Annotated in this window: 17 protein-coding genes and 1 pseudogene; 11 read left to right on the top strand and 7 right to left on the bottom strand. The window is 60.4% G+C overall.

The window, feature by feature from the left end; all coding sequences use genetic code 11:
* The first annotated feature begins 9 nt into the window (after positions 1-9).
* A complete protein-coding gene (locus DXK50_RS18395; protein ID WP_212631334.1) occupies positions 10-894 on the top strand; it encodes a ChaN family lipoprotein in 885 nt (294 codons plus the stop codon).
* Positions 895-955: 61 nt separating this feature from the next.
* The gene (locus tag DXK50_RS18390; protein ID WP_212631333.1) at positions 956-1,363 is read left to right on the top strand and encodes a nuclear transport factor 2 family protein; all 408 of its coding nucleotides are present in this window, start codon (positions 956-958) and stop codon (positions 1,361-1,363) included.
* Positions 1,364-1,823: 460 nt separating this feature from the next.
* On the opposite strand, the gene DXK50_RS18385 is transcribed toward DXK50_RS18390, so the two are convergent.
* The 4 genes from DXK50_RS18385 to DXK50_RS18370 form a co-directional block, all read right to left on the bottom strand.
* Complete coding sequence (locus DXK50_RS18385; RefSeq protein ID WP_212631332.1) at positions 1,824-2,618, bottom strand: cyclic nucleotide-binding domain-containing protein; 795 nt, start codon at positions 2,616-2,618, stop codon at positions 1,824-1,826.
* Between the two features lie 105 nt (positions 2,619-2,723).
* The gene (locus tag DXK50_RS18380; protein WP_024309382.1) at positions 2,724-2,996 is read right to left on the bottom strand and encodes a TfoX/Sxy family protein; all 273 of its coding nucleotides are present in this window, start codon (positions 2,994-2,996) and stop codon (positions 2,724-2,726) included.
* 80 nt (positions 2,997-3,076) lie between these two features.
* A complete protein-coding gene (locus DXK50_RS18375; protein WP_024309381.1) occupies positions 3,077-3,421 on the bottom strand; it encodes a pentapeptide repeat-containing protein in 345 nt (114 codons plus the stop codon).
* 87 nt (positions 3,422-3,508) lie between these two features.
* Positions 3,509-5,071 carry a bifunctional aminoglycoside phosphotransferase/ATP-binding protein gene (locus tag DXK50_RS18370; protein ID WP_212631331.1) on the bottom strand — a complete coding sequence of 521 codons (1,563 nt, stop codon included), beginning with the start codon at positions 5,069-5,071 and terminating at the stop codon, positions 3,509-3,511.
* Between the two features lie 114 nt (positions 5,072-5,185).
* Between DXK50_RS18370 and mrcB the strand changes: the two genes are divergently transcribed.
* From mrcB to DXK50_RS18355, 3 genes are all read left to right on the top strand, one after another.
* Positions 5,186-7,504 carry a penicillin-binding protein 1B gene (gene mrcB / locus DXK50_RS18365; protein ID WP_161867156.1) on the top strand — a complete coding sequence of 773 codons (2,319 nt, stop codon included), beginning with the start codon at positions 5,186-5,188 and terminating at the stop codon, positions 7,502-7,504.
* A 66-nt stretch (positions 7,505-7,570) separates the two neighbouring features.
* The gene (locus tag DXK50_RS18360; RefSeq protein ID WP_212631517.1) at positions 7,571-8,251 is read left to right on the top strand and encodes a tetratricopeptide repeat protein; all 681 of its coding nucleotides are present in this window, start codon (positions 7,571-7,573) and stop codon (positions 8,249-8,251) included.
* Positions 8,251-8,580: a YqcC family protein gene (locus tag DXK50_RS18355; RefSeq protein WP_212631330.1), complete on the top strand. Its 330-nt coding sequence runs from the start codon at positions 8,251-8,253 to the stop codon at positions 8,578-8,580. Before DXK50_RS18360 ends, DXK50_RS18355 begins: the two co-directional genes overlap by 1 nt.
* An 18-nt stretch (positions 8,581-8,598) precedes the next feature.
* Here the strand turns inward: DXK50_RS18355 and DXK50_RS18350 are convergent, their stop codons facing one another.
* Positions 8,599-9,033, bottom strand: coding sequence for a DUF4124 domain-containing protein (locus DXK50_RS18350; RefSeq protein WP_161867154.1), 435 nt, complete (start codon positions 9,031-9,033; stop codon positions 8,599-8,601).
* A gap of 401 nt (positions 9,034-9,434) precedes the next feature.
* Between DXK50_RS18350 and DXK50_RS18345 the strand changes: the two genes are divergently transcribed.
* On the top strand, positions 9,435-11,159 hold the full coding sequence (locus DXK50_RS18345; RefSeq protein ID WP_161867153.1) for an acetolactate synthase 3 large subunit: 1,725 nt from the start codon (positions 9,435-9,437) through the stop codon (positions 11,157-11,159).
* A gap of 1 nt (position 11,160) precedes the next feature.
* Positions 11,161-11,652 carry an acetolactate synthase small subunit gene (gene ilvN, locus DXK50_RS18340; RefSeq protein ID WP_003243161.1) on the top strand — a complete coding sequence of 164 codons (492 nt, stop codon included), beginning with the start codon at positions 11,161-11,163 and terminating at the stop codon, positions 11,650-11,652.
* 54 nt (positions 11,653-11,706) lie between these two features.
* Here ilvN and ilvY read toward each other — a convergent pair whose 3' ends face one another.
* Positions 11,707-12,588: an HTH-type transcriptional activator IlvY gene (ilvY, locus tag DXK50_RS18335; protein WP_212631329.1), complete on the bottom strand. Its 882-nt coding sequence runs from the start codon at positions 12,586-12,588 to the stop codon at positions 11,707-11,709.
* Between the two features lie 124 nt (positions 12,589-12,712).
* On the opposite strand from ilvY, the gene ilvC reads away from it, so the two are divergent.
* The 4 genes from ilvC (at position 12,713) to msrQ (ending at position 16,394) form a co-directional block, all read left to right on the top strand.
* Positions 12,713-13,729 (top strand): ketol-acid reductoisomerase, encoded by a 1,017-nt coding sequence (gene ilvC, locus DXK50_RS18330; RefSeq protein ID WP_212631328.1) that lies wholly within the window; start codon positions 12,713-12,715, stop codon positions 13,727-13,729.
* Positions 13,730-13,875: 146 nt separating this feature from the next.
* Complete coding sequence (pssA, locus tag DXK50_RS18325; protein WP_161867151.1) at positions 13,876-14,691, top strand: CDP-diacylglycerol--serine O-phosphatidyltransferase; 816 nt, start codon at positions 13,876-13,878, stop codon at positions 14,689-14,691.
* Between the two features lie 66 nt (positions 14,692-14,757).
* The gene (gene msrP, locus DXK50_RS18320) at positions 14,758-15,768 is read left to right on the top strand and encodes a protein-methionine-sulfoxide reductase catalytic subunit MsrP (protein ID WP_161867150.1); all 1,011 of its coding nucleotides are present in this window, start codon (positions 14,758-14,760) and stop codon (positions 15,766-15,768) included.
* Complete coding sequence (gene msrQ, locus DXK50_RS18315; protein ID WP_161867149.1) at positions 15,768-16,394, top strand: protein-methionine-sulfoxide reductase heme-binding subunit MsrQ; 627 nt, start codon at positions 15,768-15,770, stop codon at positions 16,392-16,394. The genes msrP and msrQ overlap by 1 nt, the downstream gene beginning before the upstream one ends.
* A 74-nt stretch (positions 16,395-16,468) precedes the next feature.
* On the opposite strand, the pseudogene DXK50_RS18310 reads toward msrQ, so the two are convergent.
* Positions 16,469-16,838: pseudogene (locus tag DXK50_RS18310) on the bottom strand (hypothetical protein); the annotation flags it as partial.

The raw sequence follows: 16,838 nt of genomic DNA, 5'->3' as shown, positions 1-16,838 counted from the left end.
GAGGCCTCGATGCGAGTCGTACTGCTGAGTTGTCTGATGCTGCTGGTCGCCTGCCACACTCGGGAGGCTTTGCCGCCACCGGCACCGGTCGCCCCGGAAGGACGTGAGCACGCCGATCTGGGTCGTATCGTCGAGCTGGCCAGCGGACGCACGATCAGCCCGGAGCAACTGCTCGGGCGTTTGGCACGGGCCGAGCGGGTGCTGGTCGGCGAGCAGCACGACAACCCCGATCATCATGCGCTGCAGCTCTGGTTGTTGCGCGAGCTGGCCAGGCAGCGGCCGCAGGGTAGTGTGTTGATGGAGATGATCAATCCGGATCAGCAACCCAAGGTCGATCAGGCTCAGGCGGCGGCACGTGAGGGGCGGTCACCCGGTGATCCGTTCGGCGCCCTGGCCTGGCAGCCCGGTTGGGACTGGTCGCTTTATGGGCCGTTGGTACTGCATCAGCTGCGCCAGCCTTATCCCTTGCTCGCGGCGAACCTGGATCGTACCGAGATCATGCAGATCTATCGCCAGCGCCCAGCCCTGGAAGGTGAGCGCTCCAGTGCCGCCGGCGTACAGGCGCGCCTGCTACAGGATATCCGCGAGTCGCATTGCGGCCTGCTGCCGGACAGCCAGTTGCCGGCGATGCTCGCCGTACAACAGCAGCGTGACCGACGCATGGCCGAGGCGCTGTTGGCGGCGCCGCAACCAGCCATGTTGCTGGCTGGCGCGTTTCACGCACGCAAGGATCTTGGTGTGCCGCTGCACCTCGCTGACCTCGGCGCGCCGACGGGCAACACGATACTGATATTGGCCGAGGTCGGCCGTGAGATGGACGCATCGATGGCCGACTACGTCTGGTTCACCGCTGCGCAACCGGCGCAGGATCACTGCGCCAAACTGCGACCCTAGCCGCCTTTCGCCTGCGCGCAGCAGGGTATCCTCGGCATTTTGCCGATGTGGAACCTGCGCCATGACCATCGACGTTCGCGACCTGCTGCAACGCTATTTCAACGCCCTCAATGATCGGGATATCCGCGCCTGCCTGTCGCTGGTCGGTGACGAGCTGATCGTGGAGCCCAATCAAGGTTTCGCCGAGCATGGGCGCGACGCTTTCGCAGCCTTCCTTGAGCGACAACAGCACTGCTATCGCGAAACGCTCGAACCACTGGCGATTCTGGTCGAGCCACAGGGGCAGCACGCGGCTTGCGAATACCGCGTCACAGGCGAGTACCTGGCGACGGACGAGGGTCTGCCGGAGGCCTGTGGGCAGCGTTACGAGATGCGCATCGGGGCCTTCTTCGAAATCCGGCAGGGGCTGATCTCACGTATCAGTCTGCATTTCAATCTACCGGACTGGTTGGCGCAGATAGACGACTGAAGTGGCGAGGCGGGCTTTCAGGCAGGCAAAAAAAACCCGGCGAGAGCCGGGTTAATAACCGTGATTAGCCTGATGAGGAGATAATCTGAAGAGTCCGACTGAAATGGTCTCTTTAGCTTATCGGCCGATCTCGCGATCAGTTGATGTAATAATAACAATTCTCATTTCACGGTCAACACCTTTTTGAGAATTTTTCTCATGGAGTTGCCCGCATCGGACAGACAAAAAAAACCCGGCAAGAGCCGGGTTAATAACCGTGATTAGCCTGATGAGGAGATAATCTGAAGAGCCCGACTGAAATGGTCTCTTTAGCTTATCGGCTGATCTCGCGATCAGTTGATGTAATAATAACTATTCTCATTTTCGTGTCAACGGCTATCGAGAACTTTTCTCAAAGAATGTCGGCCTCGGAATGCAAAACCCCGGCACTTGCCGGGGTTCGTAGATGCAGCACAGCGATTCAGGATTCCGGCTGGCGCAGTTGGGTGACTTCCTTGTTCAGCAGGTCGATGCGTCGGGCCATGCTCTCGATCAGGCTGTGCGCGATACGTGGATTGCTTTGCATCAGGCTTAGGAACTGCTCCTTGGGAATCACCATGACCGTGCAGGGTTCGCTGGCAACCACGGTGGCGCTGCGCTTCTCACGAGTGAAAACGGCCATGGCACCGAAGATCTCGTCCTTCTGCACGTCACCGACTTTCTGACCGTCGACGTAAGCCTCGGCGTGGCCCTCGATGATGATGAAAACGTGATCGGCCTCGTCACCCTGATGAATCAGCTCCTCGCCGGCAGCGAAATGCTGGAAGCCGGTTGCCGGGCGGATTTCCGGCTGCTTCAGGCGTGCCAGTGCATCGGAAAGCAGAGCGGTATGCCCGATCAGATACTGAATGAACTGTTCCTGGCGCTGCTCGCTGGCGTAGATATGCTGGAACACTTCACTGCGCGAGTAGGGAACCAGGCTGATGGGCTCTTCGCTGCTGTAGCGGCAGGACGGCAGGTCGATGCCCTGGCGCAGGCCCACCAGATCGCCTTCCTGTAGATAGAAAAGCGGACGTTCGTCGACCAGCGCATGCAGCAGTCCATTCTCGATGATGAACAGCTGGTTGCCAGGCAACACCTGAGCCAGGTCATCGACACGCTCGAGGCGCAGCGGCTCACTCGCGGGTTGCAGCCCTTCCAGCAGTTGAGTGGGGATGCTCTGCAGGCGGTTGATCAACTGATCGGCGTAGGCCGGTTGCTCCCCGAGTAAATACATAACCGTAATTCCTTGAACTGGCTGGGCTGGCTGACCGCACGAAGGTCCCTGAAACAATAGGCTGCGCGGCCCTGCGAGTAAATCACCTTGCGTTGGTCTTGTGAGCTAGCTCTTGTTGTGGGCCTGCGCTGCGTCCAGTTGGCCGTTCAATTCTGCCTTGTGCGCGGGGGGCAGCTCACTCCAGTGCACATTGAGCAATGCGCCCTCGATGGCATATAGCAGGACTTTGGAAGCGCGAAAACCGCGTGCTCTGACCGCCCGATAGGCGCCAACGGCGCCGTAGCGACGCAGATCGTTGGCGCTGTGGATGCCAACGGCGTGCAGCCATTGCGCCGAAGTCTTGCCGAGGTTCTTCAGATGTTGCAGTTCGTCGTTCATCGGGCCTCCATGCGTGTGGGGGAAGATTCACGTTGGCTTGCCAGTGGCCAATTGCCTGAATGCTCGTGTAGGGGGCTACGCTACTTGGTGCGATAGCGTAGGCGAGTGCCGAAATTCACCGACATGAGAATCTCGTCCGCGGTCAGCTCGACAGGAAAATAGGCGCCGGAAATCTGTGCATGGGCCAGGCTGGCGCCTTCGATCTGGGCGTTGCGAAAGTCCAGGCCGCGAAGGTCGGCTCCGCGAAAATAGGCGTCAGTGAAATTGACGGCGTCGGTGTCCATGTTGCGCAGGTCTAGCCCACGGAAATCGCCGCCGGAAAGATCGACCTCGACGCCCTTGGGCTTCTGTGCGTTGAAGCCTTTCACGTCGTCGTTGTGCAGGAGGTGGTAGAGCGGATGATCAAGCTGGCGCGGCTGGCTCATGGCAGATACCGGTGATGGTTTCACCGGCAGTATAGAAGCCCTGTCGGGGTTTGCCCGGCAGGGGAGACCAGCTGCGTGGAGTGCGGTTCAGATCCCGGGCAAACGCTGGCGAATGCACTCTACCAGGCTGTCCAGGCTGGCGCTGTCATGTGTGTCGACGCGCTTGCTATGGCTCTGCTCCTCGGCGTCGAGTGGTTCGCGGTTGGCCTGCTGGCTCTGAACCACTTCCAGCGTTGCATCCGACGGGTCCGTGCCTTCGCTCTGACGCTGCTCCAGCCAGCTGGCGATCACGGCGTCCGGAGCCTGGCAGTCGAGGATCAGGAACGGAGCGCCGGTCTGTTCAGCGACCTCGCTGGCAGCCTGACGCTGCGCGGCCTTGAGATAAGTCGCATCGATCACCACCGGGAAACCGGCCTGCAGGACCTCCTGCGCCAGTTGATGCAGGCGCTGATAGGTGGCCTGGCTGGCATCGCTACTGTAAATGCCGGCCGCCAACTGATCCTTGGCCGCAGTGCTCTGTTCGCCGAACAGGCGCTTGCGTTCGATGTCGGAGCGCAGGCGAATGGTGCCCAGTGCTTCCACCAGGCGTAAGGCGACGTGGCTCTTGCCGACTGCCGAGACGCCATGGGTAATGGCCAGGAAAGGCGTCGGAATGGCGCTGTAGCTCTCTGCCAGTGCGGCATAGCCGCGATACTGGCGAAGAATCACCGCACGCTGCACCGGGTCTTGCTCCTGGCCCAGACGGAACAGGGCGACCTTGCCGCGGACCATCGCGCGATAGGCCTTGTAGAAGTTCAGCAGTTGCAGAGCTGCGTAATCGCCGGTGCGCTCCAGCCAGCCGCTGATGAAACGACGAGCCAGGCACTTGAGGCCGCGGTCTTCGAGATCCATGGCCAGGAAGGCGATATCCGCGGTCACGTCGGTCATGCGGAAGGGCTCGTTGAATTCGATGCAGTCGAACAGCACTACCTTGCCATCGATCTGCGCCGCATTACCCAGGTGAATGTCGCCGTGGCACTCGCGGATGAACCCTTTTGCCTTGCGTTCACTCAGCAGCGGCTGCAGGCGCTCGTAGCTGGACTGAGCCCAGGCTTCCAGGGCGTCGAGCTGTTGCAGGTCCGCCTGCTCGCTGAGCATGGGGCGAATCTGGTCGAAGTTCTGCTGTACCGGAGCCATCGCTGCTTCGGCGCTGCCCAGGGGATTCTCCTGCGGCACCTTCGGTGCGCTCAGGTGGAAGGTGGCGATCTGCTCGGCCAGCGCGTCGATATGGGCGTCGTTCAGTTCGCCGCGGGTCTGGATGGCGCTGAGCAGTTGCTCCTGAGGGAACTGGCGCATTTTCAGTGCGTATTCGATGGCCGGTGTGCTGCCGTCGAGGCTCGGCGCGTCTTCACTGCCACCGATCGGCAATACGTCCAGATACAAATCCTGGGTCAGGCGCTGATTGAGGCGCAGCTCTTCTTCGCAGAAGTGACGGCGTGCATCGAGCTCGGTGAAATCGAGGAAGCCGAAATTGACCGGTTTTTTGATCTTGTAGGCATAGGGGCCAGTGAGCAAAACCCAGGAAATGTGGGTCTCAATCACCTGAAATCCTTCCACGGGATGCGGATACAGGGCCGGGTTCTGCAATGCGGCAATCAGGGCTTGGCTCACGTTCGATCCTTGTTCTAGACGCTGTTCGAGCTGGGCATTATGGCCGCTGTGAGCTGCTCTGCAAACCATTCGGGCGGCCTGCTGGCCGCTATGTAAAGTGCGTATAATCCCGCCATGACTCGAAAACGCTCCCCCCGCTCAAACAAAAAATCCCGCTCGTCCGGCATGCGTCCCTGGCTCGCCTGGGGGCTCAAGCTCGGCCTTGTCGGCCTGGTGATTCTTGCCGGTTTCGCCGTTTACCTCGATGCCGTGGTGCAGGAGAAATTCTCCGGCAAGCGCTGGACCGTGCCGGCGAAAGTCTATGCCCGGCCGCTTGAACTCTTCGTTGGGCAGAAGTTGGCCAAGGACGACTTCCTGCGCGAGCTGGATGCCCTGGGTTACCGCCGTGAAAGCGTGGCCAACGGCCCTGGCGCGGTATCGGTGGCCGGTAACAACATCGAGTTACACAGTCGCGGCTTTCAGTTCTATGAAGGTGCGGAGCCGTCGCAGAAGGTGCGCGTACGCTTCTCTGGCGATTATGTCGCCGGGCTGAATCAGGCCGACGGCAGCAATCTCGCCGTAGCGCGACTCGAGCCGCTACTGATCGGCGGGCTTTATCCGGCGCACCAGGAGGATCGCATCCTGATCAAGCTGGACCAGGTGCCGGCCTATCTGATCGATGCCCTGGTCGCAGTCGAGGACCGCGACTATTTCGAGCATTTCGGCGTATCGCCCAAGGGCATTGCTCGCGCGCTGTGGATCAATGCCACGTCGGGTCGTCTGGTACAGGGCGGCAGTACCCTGACACAGCAGTTGGTGAAGAACTTCTACCTGACCAACGAGCGCACCCTGCTGCGCAAGGCCACCGAAGCGATGATGGCAGTGCTGCTGGAGCTGCACTACGACAAGCGCGAGATTCTCGAGGCCTATATGAACGAGGTATTCCTCGGTCAGGACGGCCAGCGCGCCGTGCATGGTTTCGGTCTGGCCAGCCAGTACTTCTTCAGTCAGCCGGTATCCGAGCTGAAGCTGGAGCAGGTCGCATTGCTGGTGGGCATGGTCAAGGGGCCGACCTATTTCAACCCGCGGCGCAATCCCGAGCGCGCCCTGGCGCGGCGTAACCTTGTGATCGATCTGCTCGCCGAGCACGGCTCCATCACGCCTGAAGAGGCTGCCGCTGCCAAGCAGAAGCCGCTGGGCGTGACCTCGCGTGGGAGCATGGCCGACAGCTCTTTCCCGGCCTTCCTCGATCTGGTCAAGCGTCAGCTGCGCGAAGACTATCGCGAGCAGGATCTGACCGAAGAAGGTCTGCGTATCTTCACCAGCTTCGACCCGATCCTTCAGCTCAAGGCCGAAGAGGCGCTGGCCGAGACGCTCAAGCGCCTTGCCGGACGCAAGGGGGTGGACGAGGTGCAGGCGGGCATGGTGGTGACCAACCCGGAGACGGGTGAGGTCCAGGCCCTTATCGGCAGCCGCCAGCCACGCTTCGCCGGTTTCAATCGCGCCCTGGACGCAGTGCGGCCGATTGGCTCGCTGATCAAGCCGGCGATCTATCTGTCTGCACTGGAGCGCCCGAGTCAGTACACCCTGACCAGCTGGCTGGAGGACGAGCCGTTCTCCATCAAGGGGCAGGATGGCCAGGTCTGGACGCCGCAGAACTACGACCGCAAGGCTCACGGCACCATTTACCTGTATCAGGGGCTGGCGCAGTCCTACAACCTGTCCACGGCCAAGCTTGGCCTCGAGATCGGTGTACCCAATGTGCTCAAGACCCTCGAAAGACTGGGCGTCGAGCGCAAGTGGCCGGCCTATCCGTCGATGTTGCTCGGGGCTGGCGCGCTGACCCCGATGGAAGTGGCGGGCATGTACCAGACCCTCGCCAATGGCGGCTTCAACACGCCATTGCGTGGTATCCGCAGCGTGCTGACCGCTGATGGCGAGCCGCTGGGGCGCTATCCGTTCAAGATTCAGCAGCGTTTCGATCCTGGTGCCATCTACCTGGTGCAAAACGCCATGCAGCGCACGATGCGTGAAGGTACGGGGCGTTCGGTTTACAGTCAGCTGCCCAGCTCGCTGAATCTGGCGGGCAAGACCGGCACCAGTAACGACTCGCGAGACAGCTGGTTCGCCGGCTTCAGTCAGGATCTGCTGTCGGTGGTATGGCTGGGGCGCGACGACAACGGCCCGACCCCGCTGACCGGCGCAACTGGTGCGTTGCAGGTCTGGACCGGCTTCATGCGCAAGGCCGACCCGCTGCCGCTGGACATGCCGATGCCGGACAACGTTACCCAGGCCTGGGTCGATCGTCAGACCGGTCTGGGGTCGGCGTCGGGCTGCCCGAATGCGGTACAGATGCCTTATATTCGCGGCAGCGAACCTGCCCCGGGCTCCGCTTGCGGTATCCAGGCACCGGTCGAGTCGGTGATGGACTGGGTGCGGGGCTGGTTGGAATGACGGCCGGTCGAATGACTCGGTGTTACCTGAAGAGGATTTGATGTGAACAAGAAGTGGCTTGCCACGATGCTGGCAACGGCGGTTCTCGGTGGTTGCAGTACGGTGCCGCAGGGTTCGATTCCAGTGATCGATGCCGGTGCTCCGCTGTCGTCGGGCGGTTCCGGTCCCTCGACCAGTCCGAGCCCTGCAGCGCCCCCCCAGCGTATCGAAGAAGATTCCGGAGTGGTGGTGATGGTGCCGCAAGGCGCGGTTTCGACGCCGTTGCAGACTGACTCGCAGCCGATCACCTCCAGCGGTGGCCTGACCTTTGACCAGCCCATGAGCAGCCAGCCGTCGGCACCGAGTCAAGGCAGCTTCGGCTCCTCGGCGCCGAGCCAGCCCAGTGGCATTCCCAGCGGCGGCGGCTTGGCGGCTGACGAGCAACTGGATGGTCCGGTGCTCGCGCTGTTGACCACTGCTCAGCAGCAGCAGGGAGGTGGTGATCTCAATGGCGCCGCTTCCAGCCTTGAGCGTGCCCAGCGCATCGCGCCGCGTGAGCCGCAGGTGCTTTACCGCCTCGCCGAAGTGCGTCTGGCCCAGGGCGATGCAGCTCAGGCCGAGCAGTTCGCGCGTCGTGGTCTGACCTACGCCAATGGTCGCCCGGCGCTGCAGGCCAGCCTGTGGGACTTGATCGCCCAGGCGCGTGAGCGTCAGGGGGATTCTGCTGGCGCGGCTCAGGCCCGTGAGCGTGCCCGAGTCAACCTCTGATGGATGCGCGCGTGAATGCGTTGGCCGAGCACCTGCTGCTGATCGAGCGCGAGCTGCGGGTGTTGGGGTGGTGGCAGGAGGAGGCGCCGAGCGCAGAGGCCATGGCCAGCCAGGAGCCGTTCTGCGTCGATACGCTGACGTTCGAGCAATGGCTGCAGTGGATTTTCCTGCCGCGGATGAGGGCGCTGCTGGAAAGCGGTGCCGCCCTGCCTTCTGTCTCGGGGATTCAGGCGATGGCGGAGATGGTCTATCAGCAGCAGCCGAGCGTTGCGCGTCGGCTACTCGAGCTACTGGGCGAGTTCGATCGCCTGCTTACGCGCACGCCGTGAGAGCGTGCGCGTAACGCGTCACTTGCAGTTTTCCGCGATGGACTTCTTCAGCTCGGTGATGCGTTCCTGCCGTTCATCTTCACCTATGCGGCGCACCTCGCCGGCGTCCTCGATCCTCACGCGCGGATTGTTTTCCAGCTGAGCCAGGTTGGTGCGTGCAGTCTCGCAGTACTGCTTGCGTTCGGCTTCCTGCTTGGCCACCTCTTCCTTGACCTTCTTGTCGATGGCTGCCTGCTCGGGGTCGAGCTGCTCTTCGACGCTGGGCGCTGGCGTGCTCGGCGCCGGGCTGGGCGGGGGTGTCGCGGTATTAATGGTGGTGGCCTGCTGGCCTTGCGGGGGCTGCGCGCCGAAGTGGGTCACGCCCTTGTCGTCTACCCACTTGTAAATCTGGCCGGCCATGGCGGCCGTGCTCAACGCGAGCATCAGGGTGCCAGTGAGGATCATGTGGCGCATGCTGTTTCCTTTGTCGAGAGCTGCAGTGCTGCTGGTTACTATAACCAAAAGCCGACAATCTTCATCCTGCGCTGCGTCACAGCGCCAAGTCGAATAATAGGTGATACGCCGCTTGACTTGCTCTCGCCGAACCCGAACAATCCAGCCTTACCCCGCAGTGGAGTCCGCCGCAAGCGTCCTCCAGCTCGGGGAAAAGAGGCGCTACCCGCGCCGAACCGTGACACCCGCTACGCGTTACCTCGCGCTGGGAGGGTCAGCCCCGCAAGACCATGGGCTGCTCCGTTACTCGTCAAGCTGATGTTCCGAATCCACGATCACCGTCGTGCGTGTCCGCTGACAGTAAGAACCTACTTAGGGCTACCCGTCGCGGGTGGCATACTGGCGTTCAAGAGGTGAACAACGTGGAGCTTTTATCCGGCGCTGAAATGGTCGTCCGCTTTCTGCGTGACGAAGGCGTTAAGCACATCTATGGGTACCCTGGCGGTGCTCTCCTGCATATCTACGATGCCCTGTTCAAAGAACCGGAAGTGACTCACATCCTGGTGCGTCATGAACAGGCAGCGACCCATATGGCTGACGGCTACGCCCGCGCCACCGGCAAGGCCGGTGTGGTGCTGGTGACCTCTGGCCCAGGCGCGACCAATGCCATCACCGGCATTGCCACTGCCTACATGGATTCCATTCCGATGGTGGTGATCTCTGGCCAGGTGCCGAGTGCCATGGTCGGTACCGATGCCTTCCAGGAAACCGACATGGTCGGTATTTCCCGCCCGATCGTGAAGCACAGCTTCATCATCAAGCACCCGTCGGAAATCCCCGAAGTACTGAAAAAGGCGTTCTATCTCGCCGAGTCCGGCCGCCCCGGCCCGGTCGTGGTCGACATTCCGAAGGACATGGGCGATCCGACCCAGAAGTTCGAATACGTCTATCCCAAGAAGGTCAAGCTGCGTTCCTACAGCCCGGCGGTACGTGGCCATTCCGGCCAGATCCGCAAGGCTGCCGAGATGCTCCTGGCCGCCAAGCGTCCGGTCATGTATTCCGGCGGTGGCGTAATCATGGGCGGTGCTTCCGCGCCGCTGACCGAACTGGCGCAGATGCTCAACCTGCCGGTGACCAACACTCTGATGGGCCTGGGCGGCTACCCGGGTACCGATCGACAGTTCATCGGCATGCTCGGCATGCACGGCAGCTACACCGCCAACCTGGCCATGCACCATGCCGACGTGATCCTGGCAGTTGGTGCGCGCTTCGATGACCGTGTAATCAACGGCGCGGCCAAGTTCTGCCCGAACGCCAAGATCATTCATATCGACATCGACCCGGCTTCGATCTCCAAGACCATCAAGGCTGACATTCCGATCGTTGGCCCGGTGGACAGTGTGCTGACCGAGATGGTCGCCATCCTCAAGGAAATCGGTGAAACCCCGAACAAGGACACCGTCGCCAGTTGGTGGAAGCAGATCGACGAGTGGCGTGGCAATGGTCGCCTGTTCCCCTACAACGAGGGCGACGGTTCGATCATCAAGCCGCAAACCGTGATCGAGACGCTGTGCGAAGTGACCAGGGGCGACGCCTACATCACCTCCGATGTCGGCCAGCACCAGATGTTCGCTGCGCAGTATTACCGCTTCAACAAGCCCAACCGCTGGATCAACTCCGGTGGCCTGGGCACCATGGGCTTCGGTTTCCCGGCTGCGATGGGCATCAAGCTGAACTTCCCGGATGCCGACGTGGCGTGCGTCACCGGTGAAGGCAGCATCCAGATGAATATTCAGGAGCTGTCGACCTGCCTGCAGTACGACCTGCCGGTGAAGATCGTCAACCTGAACAATGGCGCTCTCGGCATGGTCCGCCAGTGGCAGGACATGCAGTACAACAGCCGTTATTCGCACTCTTACATGGAGTCGCTGCCGGACTTCGTCAAACTGGCCGAAGCCTATGGCCACGTCGGCATGCGCATCACGTCGCTGAAGGACCTCAAGCCCAAGCTGGAGGAAGCCTTCGCCCTGAAGAATCGCCTGGTATTCCTCGACATCGCGGTGGATTCCAGCGAGCACGTCTATCCGATGCAAATCAGAGACGGTGCGATGCGTGACATGTGGCTGAGCAAGACGGAGCGGACCTAAGATGCGACATATCATCTCCCTGCTGCTGGAAAACGAGCCGGGCGCACTGTCCCGCGTGGTCGGTCTGTTTTCCCAGCGTAACTACAACATCGAAAGCCTCACCGTTGCGCCAACCGAGGATCCGACGCTGTCGCGCCTGACCCTCACCACCGTTGGCCATGACGAGGTGATCGAGCAGATCACCAAGAACCTCAACAAGCTGGTCGAGGTGGTCAAGCTGGTCAACCTGTCGGAAAGCGCTCACATCGAGCGCGAGCTGATGCTGGTGAAGATCAAGGCCACCGGCGCCCAGCGTGCCGAGGTCAAGCGCACCACCGACATCTTCCGCGGCCAGATCGTGGATGTGACCAGCAGCGTTTACACCGTGCAGCTGACCGGCACCAGCGACAAGCTCGACAGCTTCATCCAGGCCATCGGCACTGCGTCGATTCTGGAAACCGTGCGCAGTGGTGTCACCGGCATCGCTCGCGGCGACAAGGTGCTGAGCATCTGATCGCTGTGATAACGAAGAGCCCCGCCTGGTGCGGGGCTTTTTATTGCCTGAAATTCAGCGCTGGCGATTCCAGAAGGCGGCGATCAACGGATCTTTGAGGCGTTTTTCCAGGGCGAACAGGCCAATGTCGTATGCGGTGAGCGGTGGCTGGATGTCGTAGATGCGTATGCGGGCAGTCAGCGGGCTGTTATCCAGCACGATCTGCGGCACGACCCCGATACCGAAGCCCAGACTGACCATGCTGACGATGGCTTCGTTGCCGCTGACCTGGGCATAAATGCGCGGTTTGATGTTGTGGCTTTTCAGCCAGCGATCGGTACGCGTCCGAGCCAGGCCTTCTTCCGAAAGAATCATGGGCACATCTCGCCAGCTCTCGGCAGTCGGATGCTTAAGCTGTTCCTCGTTCAGCAGTTGCGGTGCTAGCGGGCCGATAAAGCGCAACTCCGAGCGGGTTATGGATTGAAACTCCACGCCGACCGGCAGGCTGTCGGGGAGGGCGCCGATGGCCAGATCCTCCAGCCCTTGCTGAACGCGTTCGACTGCCTTGGCCGGATCGCCGGTGTGCAGTTTCATTTCGATGCGCGGGTAGTCCTGGCGGAAACTGCTGAGGATGTCGTAGAGAAAGCTATAGCTCGCGGTGACCGAGCAATACAGCGACAGCTCGCCATGCAGATTCAACTGGTCCTGCATGAAGGTCTGGCGAATCGCCTGCCAGCCGTTCATGACCTCGCTCGCATACTCGCGAAATTGCTGACCTTCGCGGGTCAGGCGCACCGAGCGGTTATCGCGTACGAACAGCGCAGCGCCAAGTTCGTCCTCGAGCTGCTTGATGCTGCGGCTGAGCGCCGAAGGGCTGACATGCTGCTCGCGGCTGGTTCGGCCGAAGTGCAGATTGTCCGCCAGGGAGAGAAAAAGCCGGAGAGAGTGGCTGTCCATTTATGTTTCATTTATCGGCATGTTGTGTTGCAAATATATCATTTTACGCAATGGTGAAGATCACCTAATGTGCGTCTGTCGCGGTGCTCGCACCCATCCCTTTCGACTCAGAAGAGCCAAGAACATGAAAGTTTATTACGACAAAGATTGCGACCTCTCCATCATTCAGGGCAAGAAAGTCGCCATCATCGGTTACGGCTCCCAGGGCCATGCTCAGGCCTGCAACCTGAAGGATTCCGGCGTCGACGTCACCATCGGTCTGCGTAAAGGCTCCGCGACCGTTGCCAAGGCCGAAGCTCATGGTCTCAAAGTAACCGACGTAGCCAGCGCCGTCGCTGCGGCCGATCTGGTCATGATCCTGACCCCGGACGAGTTCCAGGGCCAGCTGTACAAGAGCGAAATCGAACCGAACATCAAGAAGGGCGCGACCCTGGCCTTCTCTCACGGTTTTGCCATTCACTACAACCAGGTCGTTCCGCGTGCTGACCTCGACGTGATCATGATCGCGCCGAAGGCCCCGGGCCATACCGTACGTACCGAGTTCGTCAAAGGCGGCGGCATTCCTGACCTGATCGCCGTTTACCAGGACGCTTCCGGCAACGCCAAGAACGTCGCGCTGTCCTACGCCTCGGGCGTTGGTGGCGGTCGTACCGGCATCATCGAAACCACCTTCAAGGACGAGACCGAAACCGACCTGTTCGGCGAGCAGGCTGTTCTCTGCGGCGGTACCGTCGAGCTGGTCAAGGCCGGTTTCGAAACCCTGGTCGAAGCTGGCTACGCGCCGGAAATGGCCTACTTCGAGTGCCTGCACGAGCTGAAACTGATCGTTGACCTCATGTACGAAGGCGGCATCGCCAACATGAACTACTCGATCTCCAACAACGCCGAGTACGGCGAGTACGTGACCGGTCCGGAAGTGATCAACGCCGAATCCCGTCAGGCCATGCGCAACGCTCTGAAGCGCATCCAGGACGGCGAATACGCCAAGATGTTCATCAGCGAAGGCGCCACTGGCTACCCGTCGATGACCGCCAAGCGTCGTAACAACGCCGCTCACGGTATCGAAGTCATTGGTGAGCAGCTGCGTGCGATGATGCCGTGGATCGCTGCCAACAAGATCGTCGACAAGACCAAGAACTAAGGTCTGCGACGTGCGAAAGAACGCGGCTTATGCCGCGTTTTTTCGTTCTGGGGCGAGGCTTCTGGTATAAAGCCTGCTCACCGGCAGGCGAACTGAGTTCAGCTGCTCCGGTCGAAATTTGTCAAACCCGTTGCAAGGTGCTGTTCATGAGTGAAGGTCCCGAGGATCAAAAGCCGGCTGGCGACAACCTGGAAAGCCTGCTGCCGATTGACGAGCACATAGAGGAAGTGCAGGACGCGGAAGGACGCAAAGTGCGCCACCGTGGCATTTACCTGCTACCCAATCTGTTCACCACGGCCAACCTGTTCGCCGGTTTCTATTCCATCATCAATGCGATGAACGGCAACTTCTATGTGGCCGCTGCCGCCGTGTTCGTGGCGATGGTGCTCGATAGTCTGGATGGTCGCGTAGCGCGTCTGACCAATACGCAAAGTGCCTTTGGCGCCGAGTACGACTCGCTTTCCGATATGGTCGCTTTCGGTGTGGCGCCGGCTTTGCTCGCGTTCGAGTGGGCGCTGGGCAGTATGGGCAAGGTTGGCTGGATGGTCGCCTTCATCTATGTTGCGGGTGCGGCGTTGCGTCTGGCCCGCTTCAATACGCAGATCGGTAGCGTTGATAAGCGCTATTTCATCGGCCTGGCCAGCCCGGCCGCCGCTGGTGTCGTGGCGGGTACGGTCTGGGCATTCAGTGACTTCGGCATCAAGGGTTCGAACATGGCCTTTGCCGTGGCGTTGCTGGTGGCTGCCGCAGGTTGTCTGATGGTCAGCAATATCAAGTACTACAGCTTCAAGGATCTGGATCTGAAGGGGCGCGTACCCTTCGTCGCCATTCTGGTGGTAGTGCTGGTTTTCGCTGTGGTGTTCAGCGATCCGCCCCGTGTCCTGCTGCTGATTTTCCTGGCTTATGCGGCGTCTGGCCCGATTCAGTACCTGTTGCAACTGCGCCGTCGTAAATCTGCCTGATGCTGTAATTTCTCCTGCGCTCCGTGGTCTACAGTTCGTTTCTCGAACTGTAGTCGCGGAGTCACCATGCTCATCCGAGTTCCTTCCTCTTCTCGGGCTCTTGAGTCCGAAGTCACCCCAGAATCGGTTTATCTCTCTCGTCGCCAGCTGATGCAGGGCTCGCTGGCGTTGGCGGCTATGGCGGCGATGCCAGCTTGGGCCGGCGCCGAGGCTCAAGGTATGTATCGCGATGTCGAGCCCGCCAAGGCGCCTGGCTGGTTCGAAGAGAAGCTGGCGGCCACGCGCTGGCAAGCGATGACGGTCGAAGACGAGGCCATCACGCCGTTCAGGGATGCGACGCATTACAACAACTTCTATGAGTTCGGGACGGGTAAGGGCGATCCGGCAGCCAATGCCGGCAAGCTGCAGGTCGAACCCTGGACGGTGATGGTCGATGGCGAAGTGGGCAAGCCGGGGCGCTATGCCATCGAGGATCTGGTCAAGCCGCATGCCTTCGAAGAGCGTATTTACAGGCTGCGCTGTGTTGAAGCATGGTCCATGGTCATTCCCTGGCTGGGTTTTCCCTTGGCCGAACTGCTCAAGCAGGTCGAACCCACTTCGTCGGCGCGTTATGTGCGCTTCGAGACATTGGTCGATCGTGAGCGCATGCCGGGACAGCGCTCGGGCTTTTCTCTGATCGATTGGCCCTATGTGGAGGGGCTGCGGCTGGATGAAGCCATGCATCCCTTGGCCTTCATGGCAGTCGGCATGTACGGGCGCGTTCTGCCTAACCAGAATGGCGCACCGTTGCGCCTGGTGGTGCCATGGAAATACGGCTTCAAGAGCATCAAGTCCATCGTGCGGATCAGTCTGGTAGATAAGGCGCCCGAGACTACCTGGGAGCGTATTGCACCGAGCGAATACGGCTTCTACGCCAACGTCAATCCGCAGGTGGACCATCCGCGCTGGTCGCAGGCGACCGAGCGACGCCTGCCCAGCGGCCTGTTCAGTCCGAATGTGATCGATACGCGGATGTTCAATGGCTATGAAGAGGTCGCTGATCTCTACGCGGGTATGGATCTGGCGAGGTACTACTGATGCGTTACAGGCTTTGGCGCATCGGCGTATTCCTGGCTGCATTGGTGCCGCCGCTTTATTGGCTGTACTGCGCCGCTTTCAATCTGTTAGGACCTGATCCGGGCAAGGCTCTGGTAGATAACCTGGGTCTCGGTGCACTGATCCTTCTGCTGATCACTCTGGCCATGACTCCGTTGCAACAGCTGACTCGTTGGGGAGGCTGGATCGCCGTGCGGCGTCAGCTAGGGCTGTGGTCCTTTGTCTATGCCGTTCTGCACTTGTCGGGCTACGCGCTCTTTATTGCCGGACTGCGGCTGGAGTTGGTGCTGCGCGACCTTTCCGAGCGTCCCTATATCATTGTGGGGGCGCTGGCCTTCCTCGGGCTCTTGGTGCTGGCCGTTACCTCGAACCGCTTCAGCATCAGAAGGCTGGGGCGAAAATGGAAGGCTTTGCATCGCCTGGTCTATCTCATTCTGCTATTGGCCTTGCTGCACATGCTCTGGGTGGTGCGTGCCGATCTGGGCGAGTGGCTCGCTTACGCGCTCATAGGCGGGGCGCTGTTACTGGCGCGAGTCTCTGTGGTTGCGAGCGGGTTGCAGCGCGCCGGGAACCTTTGGCGAGAAAATCCGAAGAAAGTTGAAATATAAGCTTGACGCGCGTTCTGCTGGATGTAGAATGCGCGCCACTTCAGCGATGAAGCGCTTCAAAAACTTCTTGTTAATCAATAAGTTAAGTTGAATGAAGGGCTTGCAAAGCTGGATCTGGCGTGTAGAATGCGCGCCGGTCGACAGGGTGGCGGTTTGATCCTGTTGGTGGTTCGGTCGAATGGATCGAAAGCGGTTTGAAAGGGGTGGTTGACAGCGGTTTTGAACGCTGTAGAATGCGCCTCCCGCTGGAGGGAAGAAGTTCTGATCGAAAGCGCAAGTGGTTGAGTAGAAAGAAAAAATTCTTCGAAAAACAGCTTGACAGAAAGAAGGGCTGCTGTAGAATTTGCGGCCTCGGTTGAGACGAAAAGCTTAACCAACTGTTCTTTAACAACTGAATCAAGCAATTCGTGTGGGTGCTTGTGAGGTAAGACTGATAGTCGACAG

This window comes from Pseudomonas sp. KB-10 (assembly GCF_018221585.1).
Taxonomy (GTDB): Bacteria; Pseudomonadota; Gammaproteobacteria; order Pseudomonadales; family Pseudomonadaceae; genus Aquipseudomonas; species Aquipseudomonas yangonensis.
This window is presented reverse-complemented; position numbering and strand designations above follow the sequence as displayed.